Source organism: Novosphingobium sp. ZW T3_23 (genome assembly GCF_044987305.1).
In the GTDB taxonomy this organism is placed as follows: Bacteria; Pseudomonadota; Alphaproteobacteria; order Sphingomonadales; family Sphingomonadaceae; genus Novosphingobium.
The window spans coordinates 61907-77953 of record NZ_JBJDRF010000015.1 but is presented as its reverse complement, the minus strand read 5'-3'; the positions used below and the strand labels follow the sequence as shown (position 1 = coordinate 77953).

The window sequence follows — 16047 nt, the reverse complement described above, 5'->3', positions numbered from 1 at the left end:
ATAGGCACTCCCGGCTCCACCATTCAGAGAGCCGGGGCGCCCTTTCGATCAGTCCCGCGCCAGCAGAAGCGCTGCCGCCATCGGACCGCCGCCGGACGTGGCCACCGCCACTTTGGGGTCACCGGCGATCTGCCGTTCACCGCCCTTGCCGCGAAGCTGGGTGACGGCTTCATGGGCGAAGCCGAAACCGTGCAGGCGGCCTGCTCCCAATTGCCCGCCGAAGGTGTTGAGCGGCAGTTCCCCGTCGCGCGCGATGCGTCTGCCGCCCTCGATGAAACGGCCGCCTTCGCCTTTCTCGCAGAACCCCAGACCCTCAAGCCAGGTGATCGGCAGGAAGGCGAAGCCGTCGTAGAACTGCGCGGTATCGACGTCGGCGGTGGTATAGTCCGTGCGCTTCCAGAGGTCCGCGCCGGTTTCGTAGGCGGCGAATTCCTCCACTTGGTCCCAGGAATACCGGTCCACCGATCCCGACATCGCGGCGATGCGGACGGGTTTGGCGGACACTTCGTCCAGAGCATCTCCGGCAGAGACGATCACGACGGTGGAAGCGTCCGAGAAACGGTCGCAATCGTAGAGGCAGAGCGGCGTGGTGATCATGCGCGCGGCCATGTATTTGTCCAGCGTCAGCTCTTCCTTGGTGATCGCGCGGGCGCGCGGGTTCGCCATGGCATTTTTCGAGCCATTGATGGCGATTTGTCCAAGCTGTTCGCGGGTGAGGCCGTAGCGATGCATGTGCCGGGCAGCATATTGCGCCGTCCAGCAGGCTGCCGAAGTCGCCCAGAACGGGCTGGTCCATTGCGATGCGCCGGAGACCTTGTCCTGCTTCGCGCCCGCCATGTATTGCGCGGGATCGGCCATGCCGCCGGCTTCGTAGACCGTGCGGAAGCAGATCACATGGCGGCATAGGCCCTGCTTCACGGCCATGGCGGCCACGCCGATCGCCGAAAGCTGCGCGGGTTGCTCCATCGCCCCCATGTGCCATTTCGACTTGATGCCGAGGACTTCGATGAGATCCTCGCTGGCGACCGGGGAGAACGCGGTATAGCCGTTCATCTTGCCGGGATAAGTGAACACGCCGTCGATCTGGTCGAGCGTGAGGCCGGCATCGTCCAGCGCCTCGCGCACGGCATCGACGGTCAGCAGCAGGGGATGGCGCGGCAGGCGCACGCCGACTTCGGACTGGCCGACGCCGGTGATGTAGGCTTCCCTGAGATGTGCGGGCTTGCTGGCCATCAGTCCACTTTCCTGAAGAGGGGGAAGAACACGCCGTCCTGTTCCTCGAACGTGACGCGAACCCTGTCGTCGAAGTCGACGGCTTCGACGGGGCAGTCGACGATGTTGGTGGTGAGATAGACGCCGGGAACGCCATCGAGCTTCACGCGGGCGATCACGTAGGGCACCTCCAGGCCTTTGGCCCAGGGCTGGTGATTGATCGTGAAGCTGTCGACCGTGCCGGTGCCGGGCACCGCTTCGGGCGCGACGTTTTCGGACTGGCAATGGCGGCACAGCAGGCGCGGCGGATGGGTGAACTGCCCGCAATCCCCGCACTTGGTAATGTTGAGCCGACCTTCGCCGCCGCCCGTCCAGAAGGCGGTGTTTTCCTGGTCCAGCCTTGGCAGGGGCCTGGGTAACGTCATGTCCTGTTCTCTCCCTCGTCGACCGCGAAAATTCCCGCGCGGAGCAATACCGTCAAGGATGCAAGGGGATTGATCGCGGGGGCGCGAGCGTTGCGCAAATGTCGCAAGACATGGGAAAGTGCGATGCGAAAAAGTTCAATTCCCCGGATATACGTCGGGAGAACATGGCCTGGCAAAGTTCGGTAACAGGACTGTCATCGAGGGGAAGTAACCGCCCTGCCGGTTTACTTGCCAACAGGGAATGCGACGTGTCCATGAAATTTATCGCCCGCAATGCTCTCCATCTGACCTGCGGTCTTGGTGCCATCTGTATTTCCACCCATGCTTTCGCGCAGGATGCCTCTTCTGGCGCCGCGTCTTCCGGTGAAGGCCTTGGCGATATCGTGGTTACGGCGGAGCGGCGGACCGAGAACCTCCAGCAGGTTCCGATCTCCGTCGGCGTGGTAGGCGGCGACCAGTTCCGCTCGTTTCAGGCCGCGGGCGACGACATTCTGGCCCTGTCCGGCCGCGTTCCGGGCCTCTATGCCGAGACGACCACGGGCCGTATCTTCCCGCGTTTCTACATTCGCGGGCTGGGCAATATCGACTTCTACCTGGGCGCGTCGCAGCCGGTATCGATCATCCAGGACGACGTGGTGCTGGAGCATGTCGTGCTGAAATCGAACCCCGTCTACGACCTTGACCAGGTGGAAGTGCTGCGCGGCCCGCAGGGCTCGCTGTTTGGCCGCAACACCACGGCCGGCATCATCAAGATCGACACGATCAAGCCCTCCACCGACCGCTGGACCGGCCGCGCGAATGCCAGCTACGGCTCCTACAATTCGGTCAACGTGGATGCCGGTGTCGGCGGCCCGATCATCCAGGACGTGCTGGCGGTGCGTGTCTCCGGCCTTTACCAGCGCCGCGACGACTGGATCGACAATACCTACAGCGGCCCCAGCGCCGACGGCACCGTCTCGCCCAAGAAGAACGCCATGGGCGGCTTCGAGGAACGTGACGCCCGTGTGCAGCTGCTGCTGGCGCCGACCGGCAGTGACTTCTCGATGCTGACCAGCTTCCACGCCCGCAAGTATTCGGGCACCTCGACGATCTTCCACCGCGCCGCCTTCACCAAGGGCTCGAACGACGTCAGCAACGAGCCGCGCGACAAGATCGCCCTCGACGAGGCGCACAACAACCCGCAGGCCTACGATACTTACGGCGCCTCCAACCGCATCACGATGGACTTCGGCCCTGTCACGCTTACCTCGATCAGCGCCTGGGAGACGACTTCGGGCTATAGCCGCGGCGATACCGACGGCGGCGCCGGTGCGAACTTCCCGGTGAACGGTGTGGCCAACGGTTTCGGGCAGTCTCAGGGCAACGTGCGCGATCTCGACCAGCTGAGCCAGGAACTGCGCCTGTCGAGCAATGGCGACACCCGTTTCAAGTGGCAGTTCGGCGGCATGTGGTTCGACCAGCGCGACATCACCGAGTTCTACCAGCGCGCCTATTTCCTGACGCCGCCGGCCAACAATCCCAACAACTGGGTGCGTCTGCGCAACCAGAACACCAGCTGGGCGCTGTTCGGCCAGGTGAGCTACGAACTGGCGCAGGGGCTGACGGTGACCGCTGGCGGCCGCTACACCAAGGATACCAAGAAGACGCGCCTGCTCAAGACCGCCGACACTGCGGCCGGCGTCGTGACCTATCGCGGGCGCCGCTATGTGCGTCTCTCGGGCGAGGAACCGAGCTGGGATGTCAGCGTGAACTACGAGGTCAATCCCAATGTGAACGTCTACGCCCGCGTGGCGCGCGGCTTCCGCGGACCGACCATCCAGGGCCGCTCGGCCGTGTTCAATTCGGACTTCACGACGGCGGATTCGGAAACGATCCTCTCGGGCGAGGCGGGCATCAAGACCCAGCTGTTCGACAACAAGGTCCGCTTCAACCTCTCGGGCTTCGCCTACCGGGTGAAGGACATCCAGCTCAACGGCAACGACAGCGACGGCAACGGCGTGCTGTTCAATGCCGACAAGGCGGAAGCCTACGGCATGGAAGCCGAGCTGGAAGCGCGTCCCGTCCCCAACCTGACGCTGACGGCGGGGCTCAGCCTGTTGCACACCGAGATCAAGGACAAGAACGTCTACGCCCAGGTCTGCGCGCTGAACGGCGTGGTGGTCTGCACTGTACAGGATCCGACGATCACCAATTCGCGGGGAGTTTTCGCCCAGATCGACGGCAATCGGCTGCCCAATGCGCCGAAGTACACCGCCAATGTCACGGCTCGCTATGACGTGCCGCTGGGCATCGGCGGTTCGCTGTTCGCCGCGACCGACTGGATGTGGCAGGGCTACACGAACTTCGTGCTCTACAAGACCAGGGAGTTCTACTCGAAGGGTGACTTCGAGGGCGGCCTCAAGGTGGGCTACTCGGCGCCGGACGGCCGCTACGAGATCGCCGCCTTCGCGCGCAACATCACCAATGAGAAGAACCTCAAGGGCGTGATCGAGAACTATATGGCCGCCGTGTTCAACGAGCCGCGCGTGATCGGCGCCTCGTTCTCCGGCAAGTTCTGATGATGTAACCGGGTGGTGCGGCCGTTTCGGCAGGCACCACCCGGCGCTATCATCGGACGGCGGGCATGATCTCTTCCGCGATCCACTGGGTGTAATCGCGGTAGGCTTCGATGCCCGAGAGCGGCGGGATCGGCACCGAACTCCAGGTGACGCCCAACTCCGCCAGTTCGCCAAGGCGGGCGATCAGTTCCTCTTTCGACTGGCCGGGGCGAGCGCGGGGATCGGAGTCCAGCACCTTGTGCCCTTCGCCGACACGGGCGGTGGAAATGCCGTAGAACACGTCCGAGAGCTGCCCGTTGTAGTCGGGCTGCGAGCGGATGAAGTCCAGCCGCTCCGGGATCGTCTCCGGCTTCGTGAGGAACGGCCACCAACCCTGCGCATGGCGGGCGGTGCGTTTCAGCACGGCATCGGCGTCGCCACCGAACCACACCGGGATATGCGGCTTCTGCACCGGTTTGGGTTCGAAAGCGACATCGCGGAAGGAGACGTACTTGCCCTCGAATTCCGGGTTCTCCTGAGTCCAGAGTGCAAGGATGGCCTGGATATATTCGTCGGCCATGGCCCCGCGTTCGTGGAAGGGAATGCCCAGCAGCGCGAACTCATCCTCTAGCCAGCCGACCGCGAAAGTGATCGTCACGCGGCCGGAGGAAAGCCAGTCCATCGTCGCCAGTGCCTTGGCCGTCACGATCGGATGCTGCGCCGGAAGGATAGCGATGCAGGAATTGACCCGCACACGCTCGGTCGCTCCTGCGAAGTGGCTCATGGCGGTGAAGGCGTTGAAGTAGAACGGGCCGGAAAGCTCCACGTGGCGTTTGGGGATGATGTGGTGTTCGGGGACCGCGATCATCTCGAAGCCCAAGTTTTCCGCCCATTTGGCAAGTGCGGTCTGGTCGGCGCCGGTCACGGCGGTCTCCCAGGGCTGCATCGTTGCCTTGAGTTCGAGCATGTGCGGCATGGCAAAGGCCAGTTTCATATCGATCCCCTCCCGCGTGATCGCTTCAGTCGATCACTTTCCGCGCGATCAGATCGTTCATTTCGCCTTCGGACAAGCCCAGGATTTCGCGATAGACGTAAGCGTTGTGTTCGCCGAGCAAGGGCGCACCGCGTTCGACGGTGGGGCCATCGGGGCTGATCCGCCATGACGGACCGATGATCGGGCGAGTGCCATTGCGGTTGTCGCTGACAATGCGAAAGGCCTCGCGCTGCCAGAGGAAGGCGTCCGAGCAGAGGTCCATCGAACTCATCGCCTTGAACGCGGGAACGCCCGCGTTTCTGAGCTTTTCGGCAAGGTCGGCGGCTTCGTATGAGCGGGTGATCGCTGCGAGTTCGGCGTCGAGTTCGTGGCGATGGGCCAGCCGTTTTGCGAGGCCGGCAAAGCGCGGATCGGCGGCGAGGGCGGGGGCGTCGAGAACGTCGCACAGGGCGCGCCATTCGGCCCCGTTCGCCACGGCGATACTTGTCCAGCTTTGGTCCGAGCAAGGGTAGAAGCCGTGCGGACACATCTCCGGATGGAAGTTGCCGTCGGCCTCGGGAACGGTTCCGGTCACGCTGGCGGCGAAGAGGCTGTCGCCGACGAGGCTGGTCATCGCTTCCACCGCCGACAGGTCGATGAACTGGCCTTCGCCGGTGCTCTCGCGGTGGTGGAGCGCCGCCAAGCAGGCCAGCGCGGCGAGGGCACCTGCCGTGGAATCGCCGTAGCGGATGTTCATGCCCTTCGGCGTCTCGCCCTCATGCCCGACCAGCGCGGTGAGGCCGGAGAGCGCCGCAAAGCAGGGGGCATATCCGGTCTGATAGCCCAGCGGCCCGTCGCTGCCCCACATCTTGATCGCGCACTGGATCAGGTCCGGCTTGATCGCCTTGAGGCTTTCGTAGTCGAGGCCGGACCGCTCCATTGCGCCGGGGCGGATGTTGTCGATCAGGATGTCGGCGCTGGCGATCATGCGCTTCACGAGGTCGAGCCCCTCGGTGGTCTTCATGTTGACCTGAACCGAGAGGACTTCCTGATTGATCGAGAGGAAGTAAGGCGCCGCGTCGATGTCCACGCCGCCATAGGCGCGCATTTCGTCGAGGTTGGAGCGGGATTCGATCTTGATCACTTCCGCGCCGAGATGGGCGAGCAACTTGCCCGCGTAGGGCCCGGCCCAGACTTTGGTGAGTTCGACCACGCGGATACCGGCGAGGGGGCCTCGTCTGTCAGGAAGTGGCATCGAAAACCTCCACCTGATCCGCGTCGAGACGAGGGGCTGGGGCTTTGATCGAGACCGGCGTGGCGCTCATACGGTAGGCGGCGGTGGGATACGAGACTTCTCCGAATATCGGATGCACCGCCTGCTGGAAGAAGCCGCGATGGGCGAACTGTTCGTGGCGTGGCAGATCTTCGGCCGTGTGGACCGGGACCATGGCGACGCCGGCCTTCTGCGCGGCCTCGGTAATCGGGTGCTTGTCCTGCTGCGCGATCCACCCTGAGAAGCGTTCGCGGAATAGGGCGACGTTGGGCGGGGTGCAGTCGAACTCCAGCCAGTCCTCGCGAAGGTCGTCCGCCCAGGCCGGATCGCCCATCAGCGCGCAGAGGCCTTTCCAGTGCGCCTTCGTGGTCATCAGCAGGAAGACGTGGCCGTCGCGGCAGGCGAAGGAGGTGCCGGGGCCGCCCATGTCGTAGGCGGTGCGCGCATCGCTGGGTTCGACCTCGCCCGCGAGCATTCGGCCCAGCACGCAGTCGATGCGGTTCAGTTGCACTTCGACTTCGGAGAGATCGACGAACTGCCCTTGTTCCGTGTGGCGCAGGCGCAGCAGCGAGGCCATGGTGGCCAGCGCGGCGTCGATCCCGGCTTCGTAGTCGGATAGGAAGCGGCCGGCGCCTTTCAGCGGGGGCTTGTCGGCGGGCGTTTCGCTGGGGCTGTGATAGGCCCAGCCGCCAGCGGCGATGACGTTGACCGGGCGGGCGGATTGCCACTCGGCCGGGGCTCCCTGACCGAACGGTGTGATGAGCGTGTGGACCAGCTTCGGATAGGCGGCGGCGATCATTTCGGGCGTCAGACCCATGGCTCGGCACCACCCGGCGTCGTGATCGTCGATCAGCGCATGGGCGCGGGTGAGCAGGCGGTCCAGCACCGCGCGGTCGTAGGCGTCGGCAAGGTTGAGGACGACCGACTTCTTATTGGTGCCCAGGTACGCGAACAGCGTCGATTCCCCCGCCGCGAACGGGCCCATCGCGCGGGTGGGGGCGCCGCCAGGGCGCTCGACCTTGATGACTTCGGCGCCGAGGTCGGCCAGCAGCTTGCCGGTATATTCGCCGCTCACTCGCTCCGCGGTTTCGATCACGGTCAGCCCGTCGAGGGCGCCTCTGCTCGTCATAGGGACTGTCCGTCATCAATGGTGAACGTCGCCCCGGTTACTTGCGCGGAGGCGTCGGAAAGCAAGTAGAGCAGCATGGGCGTCAGGGCCTCGGCATCGAGCAGGCGGCGGCGGTTCAGGGCGGCGATGTCGGCCTGTCCGCGCTCGCTGGCGAACCAGTCCGTGTTGATTTCGGTGGCCATCCAGCCGGGCTGGATGGTGTTCACGTTGATCCCCTGCCGCACCCAGTCGCGCGCCAGTTGCCGGCCGAGGTGAGCGAGGCCCGCCTTGGTTGCGGCGTACATGGCATCGCCGGTGCCGTTCTGCTGCGCCGTGATCGAACCGATCAGCACCACGCGGCCCTGTCCGTGCTCGCGGCTCCCCCCAACGATCAGCCGCCGCGCGCCTTCGCGGGCGACCAGCATGGCGCCGAGCAGGTTGGTGTCGAGCACCCGGCGCAGGCCGTTTTCCGGGACATCGGTCGAGCGGCCGCCGGTGGCGACGCCCGCGTTGCAGATCATGCCGTCGATCATGCCGAACCGCGCTTCGGCCGCGTCGAAGGCTGCGCGCACGGAAACCTCACTGGTGACGTCGAGTTCGACGGCCAGCGCATTGCCCAGTTCCGCCGCCAGCGCCTCGCAGCGCTCCACCCGCCGCGCGCCCAGCACGACCTTTCCTCCCGCTGCGCTGATAGCGCGCGCGAAACCCGCACCAATCCCGGAGGAGGCGCCGGCCACGAAGACGGTGCGGCCTGAAAGCGAGAACGCCATCAGCGCTGCAAGGCCTGGTAGTCGGGGCGGTAGGGGGGCATCGCCATGTACTTGTCGATGGTCTGCTCGAAGTGGCGCACGCGCACTTCCTGATAGTCGCCCAAGGTCAGGCCCGGCTTGGCACTGGCTTCCAGCCCTTCCTGCTGGGCGTAGAGGTTGTCGGTATCCTGATCGAGAATATGGCCGAAGCCGGGGTCCATGCCCTCTGCCTCGGCAAAGGACTGGTGGTCCTGCAGTATCTCGACTTCGGCGGTCTCCACCTCGCTGCCGTCCTTGGGCTTGGGACGCATGAACATCACTTCGTAGATCGTGCGGCGATGGTCGCGCGCGTCGGGACGGAAGCGGTAGATCATCGGCAGCGAGATGCCGGGGAACAGGAACAGGTTCGGGAAGAACGTGTAGCTGTAGGTATCGAGCAGTTCGGTATCCGAGATATGGCTGAGATCGGTGTTGGTGGCCGTCTCGAACATATCGCGGAACATGTCCGCCATCACCTGCCGCGCGCGTTCGCCAGCCTTCAGTTCCGGCTTGCTGCCGCCGAGCGAGGAACTGTCGCCCAGCGTGAAGTTGGCGATGATGTCCGCCTCGCTGTACTTGTCGCGCAGCTTGGGGCTGACCACGCCCAGCGTGGAAATGAAGCGGTCCACGTGATCGCCATAGACGTCGTACTGCGAGTTCACGTCGCCGTTGGCGGGCGCCACTTGCGGGTGGGTGTCGCCAACGTGATAGGCCTCCATGAAGGCTTCCATCGTCAGCTTCCAGTTGGCGGGATAGCTCTTCTGGACGTGGAGGTAGATGGTGCGGTCCTCCAGCTTCCACGCCTTGAGATGGGCCAGCGCCTCGGCGCCGAGGTAGTCTTCAAGGCTGGGCGCGGCCGGGTCCATGTTGACCCAGACGAAGCCGCCCAGCCGCTCCACCCGCGCCTCGGGCAGGCACATCTTCCGGGTGGCGGTATGGGCGAAGTCCCACTTCTCAGGGATTTCCTTCAGCGACCCGTCGAGGTTCCAGGTCCAACCATGGAACGGGCACTTGAGGTTTGCCGCAAAGCCTGCCGTGCCGGACGGCTTCAGCTTGGTGCCGCGATGGAGACAGGCGTTGAAGTAGGCGCGGATTTCGTCATCATCACAGCGCGTTACGACGAAGGAATAGGCGCCGATATCGTAGACGTAATAGTCGCCCACTTCGGGAATGTGATCCTCACGGCAGGCCATCTGCCAGGTGCGCGTCCACATCCGCTCGAACTCTTGCCTGGCGAAGGCGGGATCGGTGTAGCGTTCCTTGGAAACATCCTCGCTGCCGAGGTAGTGATAGCTTTCGCTGGCGGCCCAGGCGGGGGCGGCATTGCGGTCCGCAGCGATGATGTTCTGCGTGGATTCGGCGGGACAGCGGGCTTCGCCCGGCTTCAGCGTTCCGGTGGCGACATTCATTCCGAGGCTCCTTATCCCGCCGCTTCGAGCGTCAGCGTATTCGCGCCCACGGCGAGGGCGGGGCTGATTTTCTGGACCACACCGTCCTTCATCACGAAGGAGACCTTTTCCGGCCCGGCGAGGATGGCAATGTCGGCGATCGGATCGCCGTCGATCAGGATCAGGTCCGCCAGCTTGCCCGGCTGTAAAGTGCCGAGTTCGCCGCCGTATCCCATCGCAAGGCCGCCGTTGCGCGTGGCGCAGACCAGCGCTTCGGCCGGAGTGTAGCCGTAGAAATCGACGAAGGATTTCAGGTCGCGCCCCTGCGTGCCCTGCGGGCTCCAGCCGAAGCCGTAGTCGCCGCCGATCAGGTGGCGGATGCCGCGCTTGCGCAGTTCGGTGTGCGTCTTCAGCGAGTTTTCCAGCAGGTCCGGGATGTTCATGTACCCGCCGACTTCGGGCGAAAGGCCGTGGGCCGAAGCCTCACCCGCCATGATCTGCGCGAAGAGGCCGACGGTGGGCACCACGAAGATGCGGTCCCGCGCCTCCTCCATCATGTCCAGCAGTTCCTCGTCAGCGTATTCGCAGTGGAACAGGCCGTCCACGCCCGCGCGGACGCAGTGCTTCGATCCTTCGATCGAGCGCGTGTGGGCGTTGATCTTGCGGCCATAGGCATGGGCGGTTTCGGCGGCGACGCGCACTTCCTCGAACGTCATCGGCGTCGTGTGGCCGGGGGTGCCGGGGTAGAACGGGTCGCCCGAGACATCGAGCTTCACATTGTCGATCCCCTCGCGGCAGTGGAGGCGCACGGTCTTGCGCATCTCTTCCACGCCGTCGACGATGGCGGAGGGGCCTTGCCTCGGGTTGTGCAGCTTGCTTTCGTCCCCCATCGCACCGGTGACGGAGATTTCCAGGCCGCCGGCACGGATGCGTGGGCCGGGAATGCGGCCGGCGTTGACCTCATCACGCACGGCGACGGCGAGTTTCAGCTTGGCCTCGGAGGCGCCATAGGCAGAAGTGAAGCCCGCCTCGATCAGCGCCTTGGCACCGCGCGCCGCCGTGAAGACCTGGGTTTCGGGGCAGGGCGTGATCAGGTCCTCGGTCGCGCAGACGTTCTCGAACGAGAGGTGCGCGTGGCCTTCGACCATGCGGGGCATGCAGAACTGGCCGGTGCCGTCGATCACCACGTCTTCGGGCCCTGCCGTCGTGGGTTGGCCGACCGACATCACGCGGTTGCCCTCGATAGCGAGGTCTCCCTTGATCGCGGCCCTTCCTGTCCCGTCGAATATCGTGGCGTTCTGGATCAGTGTCCGCCCCACGTTTTTTTCTCCTGCTGGCCGCGCGTATCCTCGCGGATGTCGTTTCGCAGGTTAGGAGCGGCGGCGGGCGCGGCAAATGACGGGCCGGGCAGAGGGCTTGTCCTGTACCGGAACGCCGCCCCGCTTCGTGGTGGCGGTTTTCCCGCAGGGGCAAGTGGCACGGCATGGGGAGCGCTTTGCGCGGGCCGGGGGCTGCGGCATCACCAGTGAAAATCAAACGAAGAGGACCGGGCCGGATTTATGGGCAACCTTCATGTCACCATGACCGACATCGACGGCATGAAGCACGAATTTTCCGACGTGGACGCGGGCGTCAGCCTGATGGAGCTGGGCCGAGCGCGCGGGGTCAACGGGATCATGGGCGATTGCGGCGGGGGCTGCGCCTGCGCCACCTGCCACGTCTATGTCGCGCAAGACTGGTGGAACGAAGTGGGCGAGCCCGATGACGTCGAATTCGCCATGCTCGACATGGTGGCGGACGTCATGAAGGACACCAGCCGCCTCGGCTGCCAGATCAAGATGACGGGCGATCTGGACGGGCTGGAAGTGACCGTAGCGCCTGCTTCCGGCTACTGAGAGTGTGCCCGTCGGGGCAAGCCTGGGTTCGAGGGCGGGCATGGCTGGCCGTCGCTATCCAGTCCATAGAAGATCGCAAAGACAAGCATACGGGACAGGCACATGGCGACGTCAGCACAAATCGGGACGAGTGAAGATCGTGTCAGTGAGCGCCAGGAACTGACGGCCGAGGAACAGGCACTGCTGGCAAGCGGCTCGCTGGCCGACACCGCGATCCAGGCGCAGCCCAACCAGTTCTACCGCGCGATGCGCCACGGCGATCCGATCCACTATGACGAGCGGCTCGGCTCGTGGCTGGTGACGCGGCATGAGGATATTTCGAAGATTCAGTCCGATCCGGTCACTTTCTCGGTCAAGCACGGCTATTCCGAACAGCAGGCGCGCGGCATGCGTGAGGAGTTCCAAGCCTATGTTGAGGAGCATGGCGGCGGCTATTTCCCCGACGCGATCATGTCCGATCCGCCCTATCACACGCGCATCCGCCGCTTGATGGAGCAGGCCTTCACCGCCCATCGCGTCAAGGAACTGGAGCCGCGCATAACCGAAGTCGTGCGCGATGTGATCGCCGGCGTCGTTTCGCGCGGGGAGGGCGCGTGCGATGCCGTGAAGGACATCGCCATCCCGCTGACCATCCGCGTGATCGTGGAGCAGCTCGGGCTCGATCAGGGCATGGAGGAGAAGATCTCGCGCTGGTCGGTCGCGGTCACCGCGCAGATCGGCGCGATGCAGAGCCGAGAGACGATGCTGGCCAATGCCGCGCAGATCGCCGAATTGCAGCAGTACCTGATTGGCAAGATGAAAGAGCGGGAGGCGAATCCGTCGGAAGACATGATCTCCGATCTCGTCAACGCGGAAGTCACCAATGAGGACGGCAGCAAGGAGAAGCTGACTTTCGCGGAAGCCGTCTCGCTCGTTCGGGCGACGCTGATCGCGGGCAATGACACCACCGCGACCGCGATCGGCAACTTGTTCTACGTGCTCACCACGAGGCCCGGCATGGCCGAACTGCTGGAGAGCGTGGTGGACGACGATCGCCAGCTCAACCGCTTCATCGAGGAGCATCTGCGGGCCGAGCCGCCCGTCCGCGCGCTCAGCCGCATGACCACGCGCGAAGTCACCGTGAACGGTACGACGATCCCGGCGCGCGCGCACATGTTGCTGGTCTATGGATCGGGTAACGATGACGAGACGGTGTTCCCGGAGCCGCGCAAGTTCGACATTACGCGGGCCAATCTCGGCCGCCATGTCGCCTTCGGCGGCGGTCCGCACCGCTGCGTCGGCCTGGCCCTGGCGCGCATGGAAGTGAAGGTGGCTGCGCGGGAGATTTCCCGGCAGATGAAGAACCTGAAGCTGGCCATTCCCGAAAGCGCGATCCGCTACACGCCCACCGTCGCCACGCGCACCATCGAGTCGTTGCCGATCACGTTCGAGGCACGCTGATGGAACTCGCAGGCAAAGTCGCCGTCATCACCGGCGGGGCGAGCGGCATCGGCCGCGCTACGGTGGAACTGTTCGTGGCGGAGGGGGCCAAGGTCGTCATCGCTGATATTGCCGACGAGGCTGGCGAGGCACTGGCACAGCGGCTGGGCGAGTCGGCGGTATATCAGCGCACGGACGTGGCCGATCCGGCGGCGGTGGAGGCGATGATCGACCTTGCCGTCTCGCGCTTCGGCGGGATCGACGTGCTGTTCAACAATGCGGGCATGTCCTGCGGCGCGTTTCCCAGCTTCCTCGACGATACGCTGGAGGATTTCGACCGGGTGATGCGCGTCAACGTGCTCGGCCCGATGCTGGGCACGCGCAATGCGGCGCGGATCATGGCGGAGTCTGGAAAAGGTGGCGTGATCCTCAACAACGCCTCGATCGCGGGCCTGCTGGCGGGCCATGCGATGATGACTTATCGCGCATCGAAGGCGGCGCTGATCCAGTTCTCCAAGTCCTCTGCCATCGACCTTGCCCGGCATGGCATCCGCGTGAACTGCATCGTGCCGGGGCACGTGCGCACCGAACTGTCCTCGTTCGGAGAGCAGGGCGCCGACACCGGCCTTGCCGCGCGGATCGAGGAGGGGGTGAACGCCGTCTACCTCTCCAACCAGCTGATCAAGCGTCGGGGCGAGCCGGAGGACGTGGCGCAAGTTGCCCTGTTCCTCGCCAGCGACCGCTCGCGCCACATGACCGGCGCGGTGATTCCGGTGGAAGGCGGCGTGACCGTGGGAGATCCGGTCAACCATTTGGAGCAGATTTTCGAAGCCCGGGCGGCAGCCTTTGCAGCTATGGAGCAGCCTGCCTAGCGGCCTATCGCAGGAACCCGGCGATCTCGTGAGCGATCTGTTGCGGCACTTCCAGATTGAGCAGGTGGCCGAAGCCCTGGAAATCGATTCGGGTCACATACTCGCTTGCGGCATCGATCAGGTCGGCCATGAGCCGGAAATCCTCGGTGTCGTGGCTGCCGGTGAGGAGCAGCGTCGGCGCGGCGAGTTCGGTCAGGCGGTCCACTTCCGGAAGTTCGGGGCGGTGGTCGTCCTGTACCCATTGTCGGCCGTGAAAGGCTTCGATCCCGGCCCGAAGACGCGCAGCGCCGTCGCCCTCACGCGTGGTCTCGAACAGGGGGTGATTCCACCAGAGATCGCGCGCCGTTACGAGGTCGCCACCGCGCGCGGCCCTGCCGATGGCCTTCCAGCGCGCGATCCAGTCCTCGCTCCATGACCAGCCCACCATGAGCGGGCTGACCAAAACCAGCTTCCGCACACGCTCCGGATGGTTAAGGGCGAAATTGAGCACGGTGCCGCCGCCAAGCGAGAGCCCGCACAAGTCCGCCCGTTCGATATCCAGCTCGTCGAGCAGCGCCATCAGGTCCGCTGCGTGGGAATAGGGCTGGCCGGTTGTATGTGAAGAATCGCCGAAGCCGCGCTGGTCGTAGGCGATTAACGGCAGACCGGCGGGCAGGGCGGCTTCGACCGGCTCCCAATCATGACGGGAGCCGCCGAATCCGTGGACCAGAACGAGGGGCGTTCCCGTCCCTGCGCGCCGCGAACCTGCCAGATCGGCTCCGTTCGCCTCGATGATGAAGTCCTGCGTCATGCCGGCCAGGCTAGCGCGCCGGCCGACATGACGCACTGACAAATCAGGCCGAGCCCATGTAGCGCCCGCCATTGGTGCTGATCGTCTGCCCCGTCATGTAGCTGGCTTCTTCCGAGGCGAGGAAAGCGGCGGCCGCGGCGATGTCTGCCACTTGGCCCAACCGCTTGACCGGCAGCGACTTGCCATAGGCGTCGGCGTCGATCGGCGCCTGGCGCAGCATCGGCGTGTCGATCGAGCCCGGCGGGATCATGTTCGCGGTTATGCCGGTGCCGCCCAGTTCCATCGCCAGCGCCTTGGTCATGCCCAGCAGCCCGCCTTTCGACGATACATAATGGCTCTGCGCGAAGGATCCTGATTGCGTGGACGAGGAGGTGATGTTGATGATCCGGCCCCACTTTGCGGTCAGCATGTCGGGCACGATCTCCTTGGTGACCAGCCAGGGGCCCTTGAGGTTGATGCGGATCACCTTGTCGAACTCGTCCTCCTCGATGTCGAGGAAGGGCGTGAAGGGGGCGATGCCCGCATTGTTCACAAGAATCCCGATCGGGCCGAACGTGTCGCGCGTCTTGTCGGCAGCGGCCTTGATCGCGGCCTTGTCGGAACAGTCTGCGGTGACGGCGATGGCCTTGCCGCCTTCGGCTTCGATCAGGCGCACGGTTTCGGCCGCGCCTTCGGGGTTGAGATCCCATACGGCGATCGAGGCTTTGTCCTCCGCCAGCCGGATGGCAATGCCGCGCCCGATGCCCGAGCCGCCACCGGTGACGACGGCGACTTTGCCTTCAAGCGAACGTGTCATGCTTTTTCCTCTCGCCAATGGCTGTTGTGCTGAACGGGTGAACAGCACGCGCCGCGAGAGTCAAGAAGCGAGGTTACATCCGCTCGGCAAAACCGCCGTAGCGGCCTTTGTGGAACAGCATGGGATCGTCCTCGCGAACGACTTCCATGCGCAGCACCTCGCCCAGCACGAACCAGTGGTCGCCTGCTTCCGTTGCCGAGTAGAGGCGGCATTCGATGGCGGCGAGCGAATCCTTGATGATTGGCAGATTATGATCGGATACGATGTAATCGACCCCGACGAACTTCTGTTCGCCCTTGGCAGTGACGGCGCGGCAGACAGCGGTCTGGTCGCTTGCCATGACGTTCACGCAGAAGTGCCCGGCCTTCTCGATCAGCGGCCAGGAGGTGCTCTTGCGATCGGGGAAGAAGCCGACCAGCGGCGGATCGAGCGAGACGGAGGTGAACGAGCCGACCACCATGCCCGCGGGCCGGTCGTCGTCGAGCGCGGTGATCACGCAGACGCCTGTCGGATAGCTGCCCAGCACCTTGCGGAATTCTGCCGGATCGATGGTCGTAGTGGTCACGGGGTG

General features: G+C 64.7%; 15 protein-coding genes. 4 read left to right on the top strand and 11 right to left on the bottom strand.

The annotated features are described in order from the left end of the window. Positions 1-48 precede the first annotated feature (48 nt). Together ACI3K3_RS10690 and ACI3K3_RS10685 are read right to left on the bottom strand one after the other, a co-directional pair. Positions 49-1233, bottom strand: coding sequence for a thiolase family protein (locus ACI3K3_RS10690; RefSeq protein WP_404913564.1), 1185 nt, complete (start codon positions 1231-1233; stop codon positions 49-51). Continuing rightward, entirely contained in the window at positions 1233-1637 is a 405-nt protein-coding gene (locus ACI3K3_RS10685; RefSeq protein WP_404913563.1) for a Zn-ribbon domain-containing OB-fold protein, read from the bottom strand. The genes ACI3K3_RS10690 and ACI3K3_RS10685 overlap by 1 nt, the downstream gene beginning before the upstream one ends. A gap of 254 nt (positions 1638-1891) precedes the next feature. Here ACI3K3_RS10685 and ACI3K3_RS10680 point away from each other — a divergent pair, with 254 nt between their 5' ends. Next, positions 1892-4195, top strand: a complete 2304-nt coding sequence (locus tag ACI3K3_RS10680) for a TonB-dependent receptor (RefSeq protein WP_404913586.1) — start codon at positions 1892-1894, stop codon at positions 4193-4195. Between the two features lie 49 nt (positions 4196-4244). Here ACI3K3_RS10680 and ACI3K3_RS10675 read toward each other — a convergent pair whose 3' ends face one another. The 6 genes from ACI3K3_RS10675 to ACI3K3_RS10650 are packed head-to-tail and all read right to left on the bottom strand — an operon-like array spanning position 4245 to position 11023. Next, a complete protein-coding gene (locus ACI3K3_RS10675; RefSeq protein WP_404913562.1) occupies positions 4245-5168 on the bottom strand; it encodes a TIGR03619 family F420-dependent LLM class oxidoreductase in 924 nt (307 codons plus the stop codon). Positions 5169-5193: 25 nt separating this feature from the next. Continuing rightward, positions 5194-6402 carry a CaiB/BaiF CoA transferase family protein gene (locus tag ACI3K3_RS10670; RefSeq protein ID WP_404913561.1) on the bottom strand — a complete coding sequence of 403 codons (1209 nt, stop codon included), beginning with the start codon at positions 6400-6402 and terminating at the stop codon, positions 5194-5196. Further along, positions 6389-7549, bottom strand: coding sequence for a CaiB/BaiF CoA transferase family protein (locus ACI3K3_RS10665; RefSeq protein WP_404913560.1), 1161 nt, complete (start codon positions 7547-7549; stop codon positions 6389-6391). The genes ACI3K3_RS10670 and ACI3K3_RS10665 overlap by 14 nt, the downstream gene beginning before the upstream one ends. Then, on the bottom strand, positions 7546-8298 hold the full coding sequence (locus tag ACI3K3_RS10660) for an SDR family NAD(P)-dependent oxidoreductase (protein ID WP_404913559.1): 753 nt from the start codon (positions 8296-8298) through the stop codon (positions 7546-7548). The genes ACI3K3_RS10665 and ACI3K3_RS10660 overlap by 4 nt, the downstream gene beginning before the upstream one ends. Further along, the gene (locus ACI3K3_RS10655) at positions 8298-9725 is read right to left on the bottom strand and encodes an SRPBCC family protein (RefSeq protein WP_404913558.1); all 1428 of its coding nucleotides are present in this window, start codon (positions 9723-9725) and stop codon (positions 8298-8300) included. The genes ACI3K3_RS10660 and ACI3K3_RS10655 overlap by 1 nt, the downstream gene beginning before the upstream one ends. 11 nt (positions 9726-9736) lie before the next feature. Beyond that, complete coding sequence (locus tag ACI3K3_RS10650; RefSeq protein WP_404913557.1) at positions 9737-11023, bottom strand: amidohydrolase family protein; 1287 nt, start codon at positions 11021-11023, stop codon at positions 9737-9739. A gap of 240 nt (positions 11024-11263) precedes the next feature. On the opposite strand from ACI3K3_RS10650, the gene ACI3K3_RS10645 reads away from it, so the two are divergent. The 3 genes from ACI3K3_RS10645 (at position 11264) to ACI3K3_RS10635 (ending at position 13890) form a co-directional block, all read left to right on the top strand. Then, complete coding sequence (locus tag ACI3K3_RS10645) at positions 11264-11599, top strand: 2Fe-2S iron-sulfur cluster-binding protein (RefSeq protein WP_404913556.1); 336 nt, start codon at positions 11264-11266, stop codon at positions 11597-11599. Positions 11600-11701: 102 nt separating this feature from the next. Further along, positions 11702-13039, top strand: coding sequence for a cytochrome P450 (locus ACI3K3_RS10640; RefSeq protein ID WP_404913555.1), 1338 nt, complete (start codon positions 11702-11704; stop codon positions 13037-13039). Continuing rightward, positions 13039-13890, top strand: coding sequence for an SDR family NAD(P)-dependent oxidoreductase (locus ACI3K3_RS10635; protein WP_404913554.1), 852 nt, complete (start codon positions 13039-13041; stop codon positions 13888-13890). The genes ACI3K3_RS10640 and ACI3K3_RS10635 overlap by 1 nt, the downstream gene beginning before the upstream one ends. A gap of 4 nt (positions 13891-13894) precedes the next feature. Here ACI3K3_RS10635 and ACI3K3_RS10630 read toward each other — a convergent pair whose 3' ends face one another. From ACI3K3_RS10630 to ACI3K3_RS10620, 3 genes are all read right to left on the bottom strand, one after another. Further along, complete coding sequence (locus tag ACI3K3_RS10630; protein WP_404913553.1) at positions 13895-14680, bottom strand: alpha/beta fold hydrolase; 786 nt, start codon at positions 14678-14680, stop codon at positions 13895-13897. A gap of 43 nt (positions 14681-14723) precedes the next feature. Next, complete coding sequence (locus tag ACI3K3_RS10625; RefSeq protein WP_404913552.1) at positions 14724-15476, bottom strand: SDR family NAD(P)-dependent oxidoreductase; 753 nt, start codon at positions 15474-15476, stop codon at positions 14724-14726. Between the two features lie 73 nt (positions 15477-15549). Further along, positions 15550-16041: a flavin reductase family protein gene (locus ACI3K3_RS10620; protein ID WP_404913551.1), complete on the bottom strand. Its 492-nt coding sequence runs from the start codon at positions 16039-16041 to the stop codon at positions 15550-15552. Positions 16042-16047 lie beyond the last annotated feature (6 nt).

What these genes read in the sequence shown, in the direction of transcription:
- ACI3K3_RS10690 (WP_404913564.1), bottom strand. Translation starts at nt 1,233, where the DNA reads ATGGCCAGCAAGCCCGCACATCTCAGGGAAGCCTACATCACCGGCGTC.
- ACI3K3_RS10630 (WP_404913553.1), bottom strand. Translation starts at nt 14,680, where the DNA reads ATGACGCAGGACTTCATCATCGAGGCGAACGGAGCCGATCTGGCAGGT.
- ACI3K3_RS10665 (WP_404913560.1), bottom strand. Translation starts at nt 7,549, where the DNA reads ATGACGAGCAGAGGCGCCCTCGACGGGCTGACCGTGATCGAAACCGCG.
- ACI3K3_RS10640 (WP_404913555.1), top strand. Translation starts at nt 11,702, where the DNA reads ATGGCGACGTCAGCACAAATCGGGACGAGTGAAGATCGTGTCAGTGAG.
- ACI3K3_RS10685 (WP_404913563.1), bottom strand. Translation starts at nt 1,637, where the DNA reads ATGACGTTACCCAGGCCCCTGCCAAGGCTGGACCAGGAAAACACCGCC.
- ACI3K3_RS10680 (WP_404913586.1), top strand. Translation starts at nt 1,892, where the DNA reads ATGAAATTTATCGCCCGCAATGCTCTCCATCTGACCTGCGGTCTTGGT.
- ACI3K3_RS10675 (WP_404913562.1), bottom strand. Translation starts at nt 5,168, where the DNA reads ATGAAACTGGCCTTTGCCATGCCGCACATGCTCGAACTCAAGGCAACG.
- ACI3K3_RS10635 (WP_404913554.1), top strand. Translation starts at nt 13,039, where the DNA reads ATGGAACTCGCAGGCAAAGTCGCCGTCATCACCGGCGGGGCGAGCGGC.
- ACI3K3_RS10660 (WP_404913559.1), bottom strand. Translation starts at nt 8,298, where the DNA reads ATGGCGTTCTCGCTTTCAGGCCGCACCGTCTTCGTGGCCGGCGCCTCC.
- ACI3K3_RS10670 (WP_404913561.1), bottom strand. Translation starts at nt 6,402, where the DNA reads ATGCCACTTCCTGACAGACGAGGCCCCCTCGCCGGTATCCGCGTGGTC.
- ACI3K3_RS10645 (WP_404913556.1), top strand. Translation starts at nt 11,264, where the DNA reads ATGGGCAACCTTCATGTCACCATGACCGACATCGACGGCATGAAGCAC.
- ACI3K3_RS10655 (WP_404913558.1), bottom strand. Translation starts at nt 9,725, where the DNA reads ATGAATGTCGCCACCGGAACGCTGAAGCCGGGCGAAGCCCGCTGTCCC.
- ACI3K3_RS10625 (WP_404913552.1), bottom strand. Translation starts at nt 15,476, where the DNA reads ATGACACGTTCGCTTGAAGGCAAAGTCGCCGTCGTCACCGGTGGCGGC.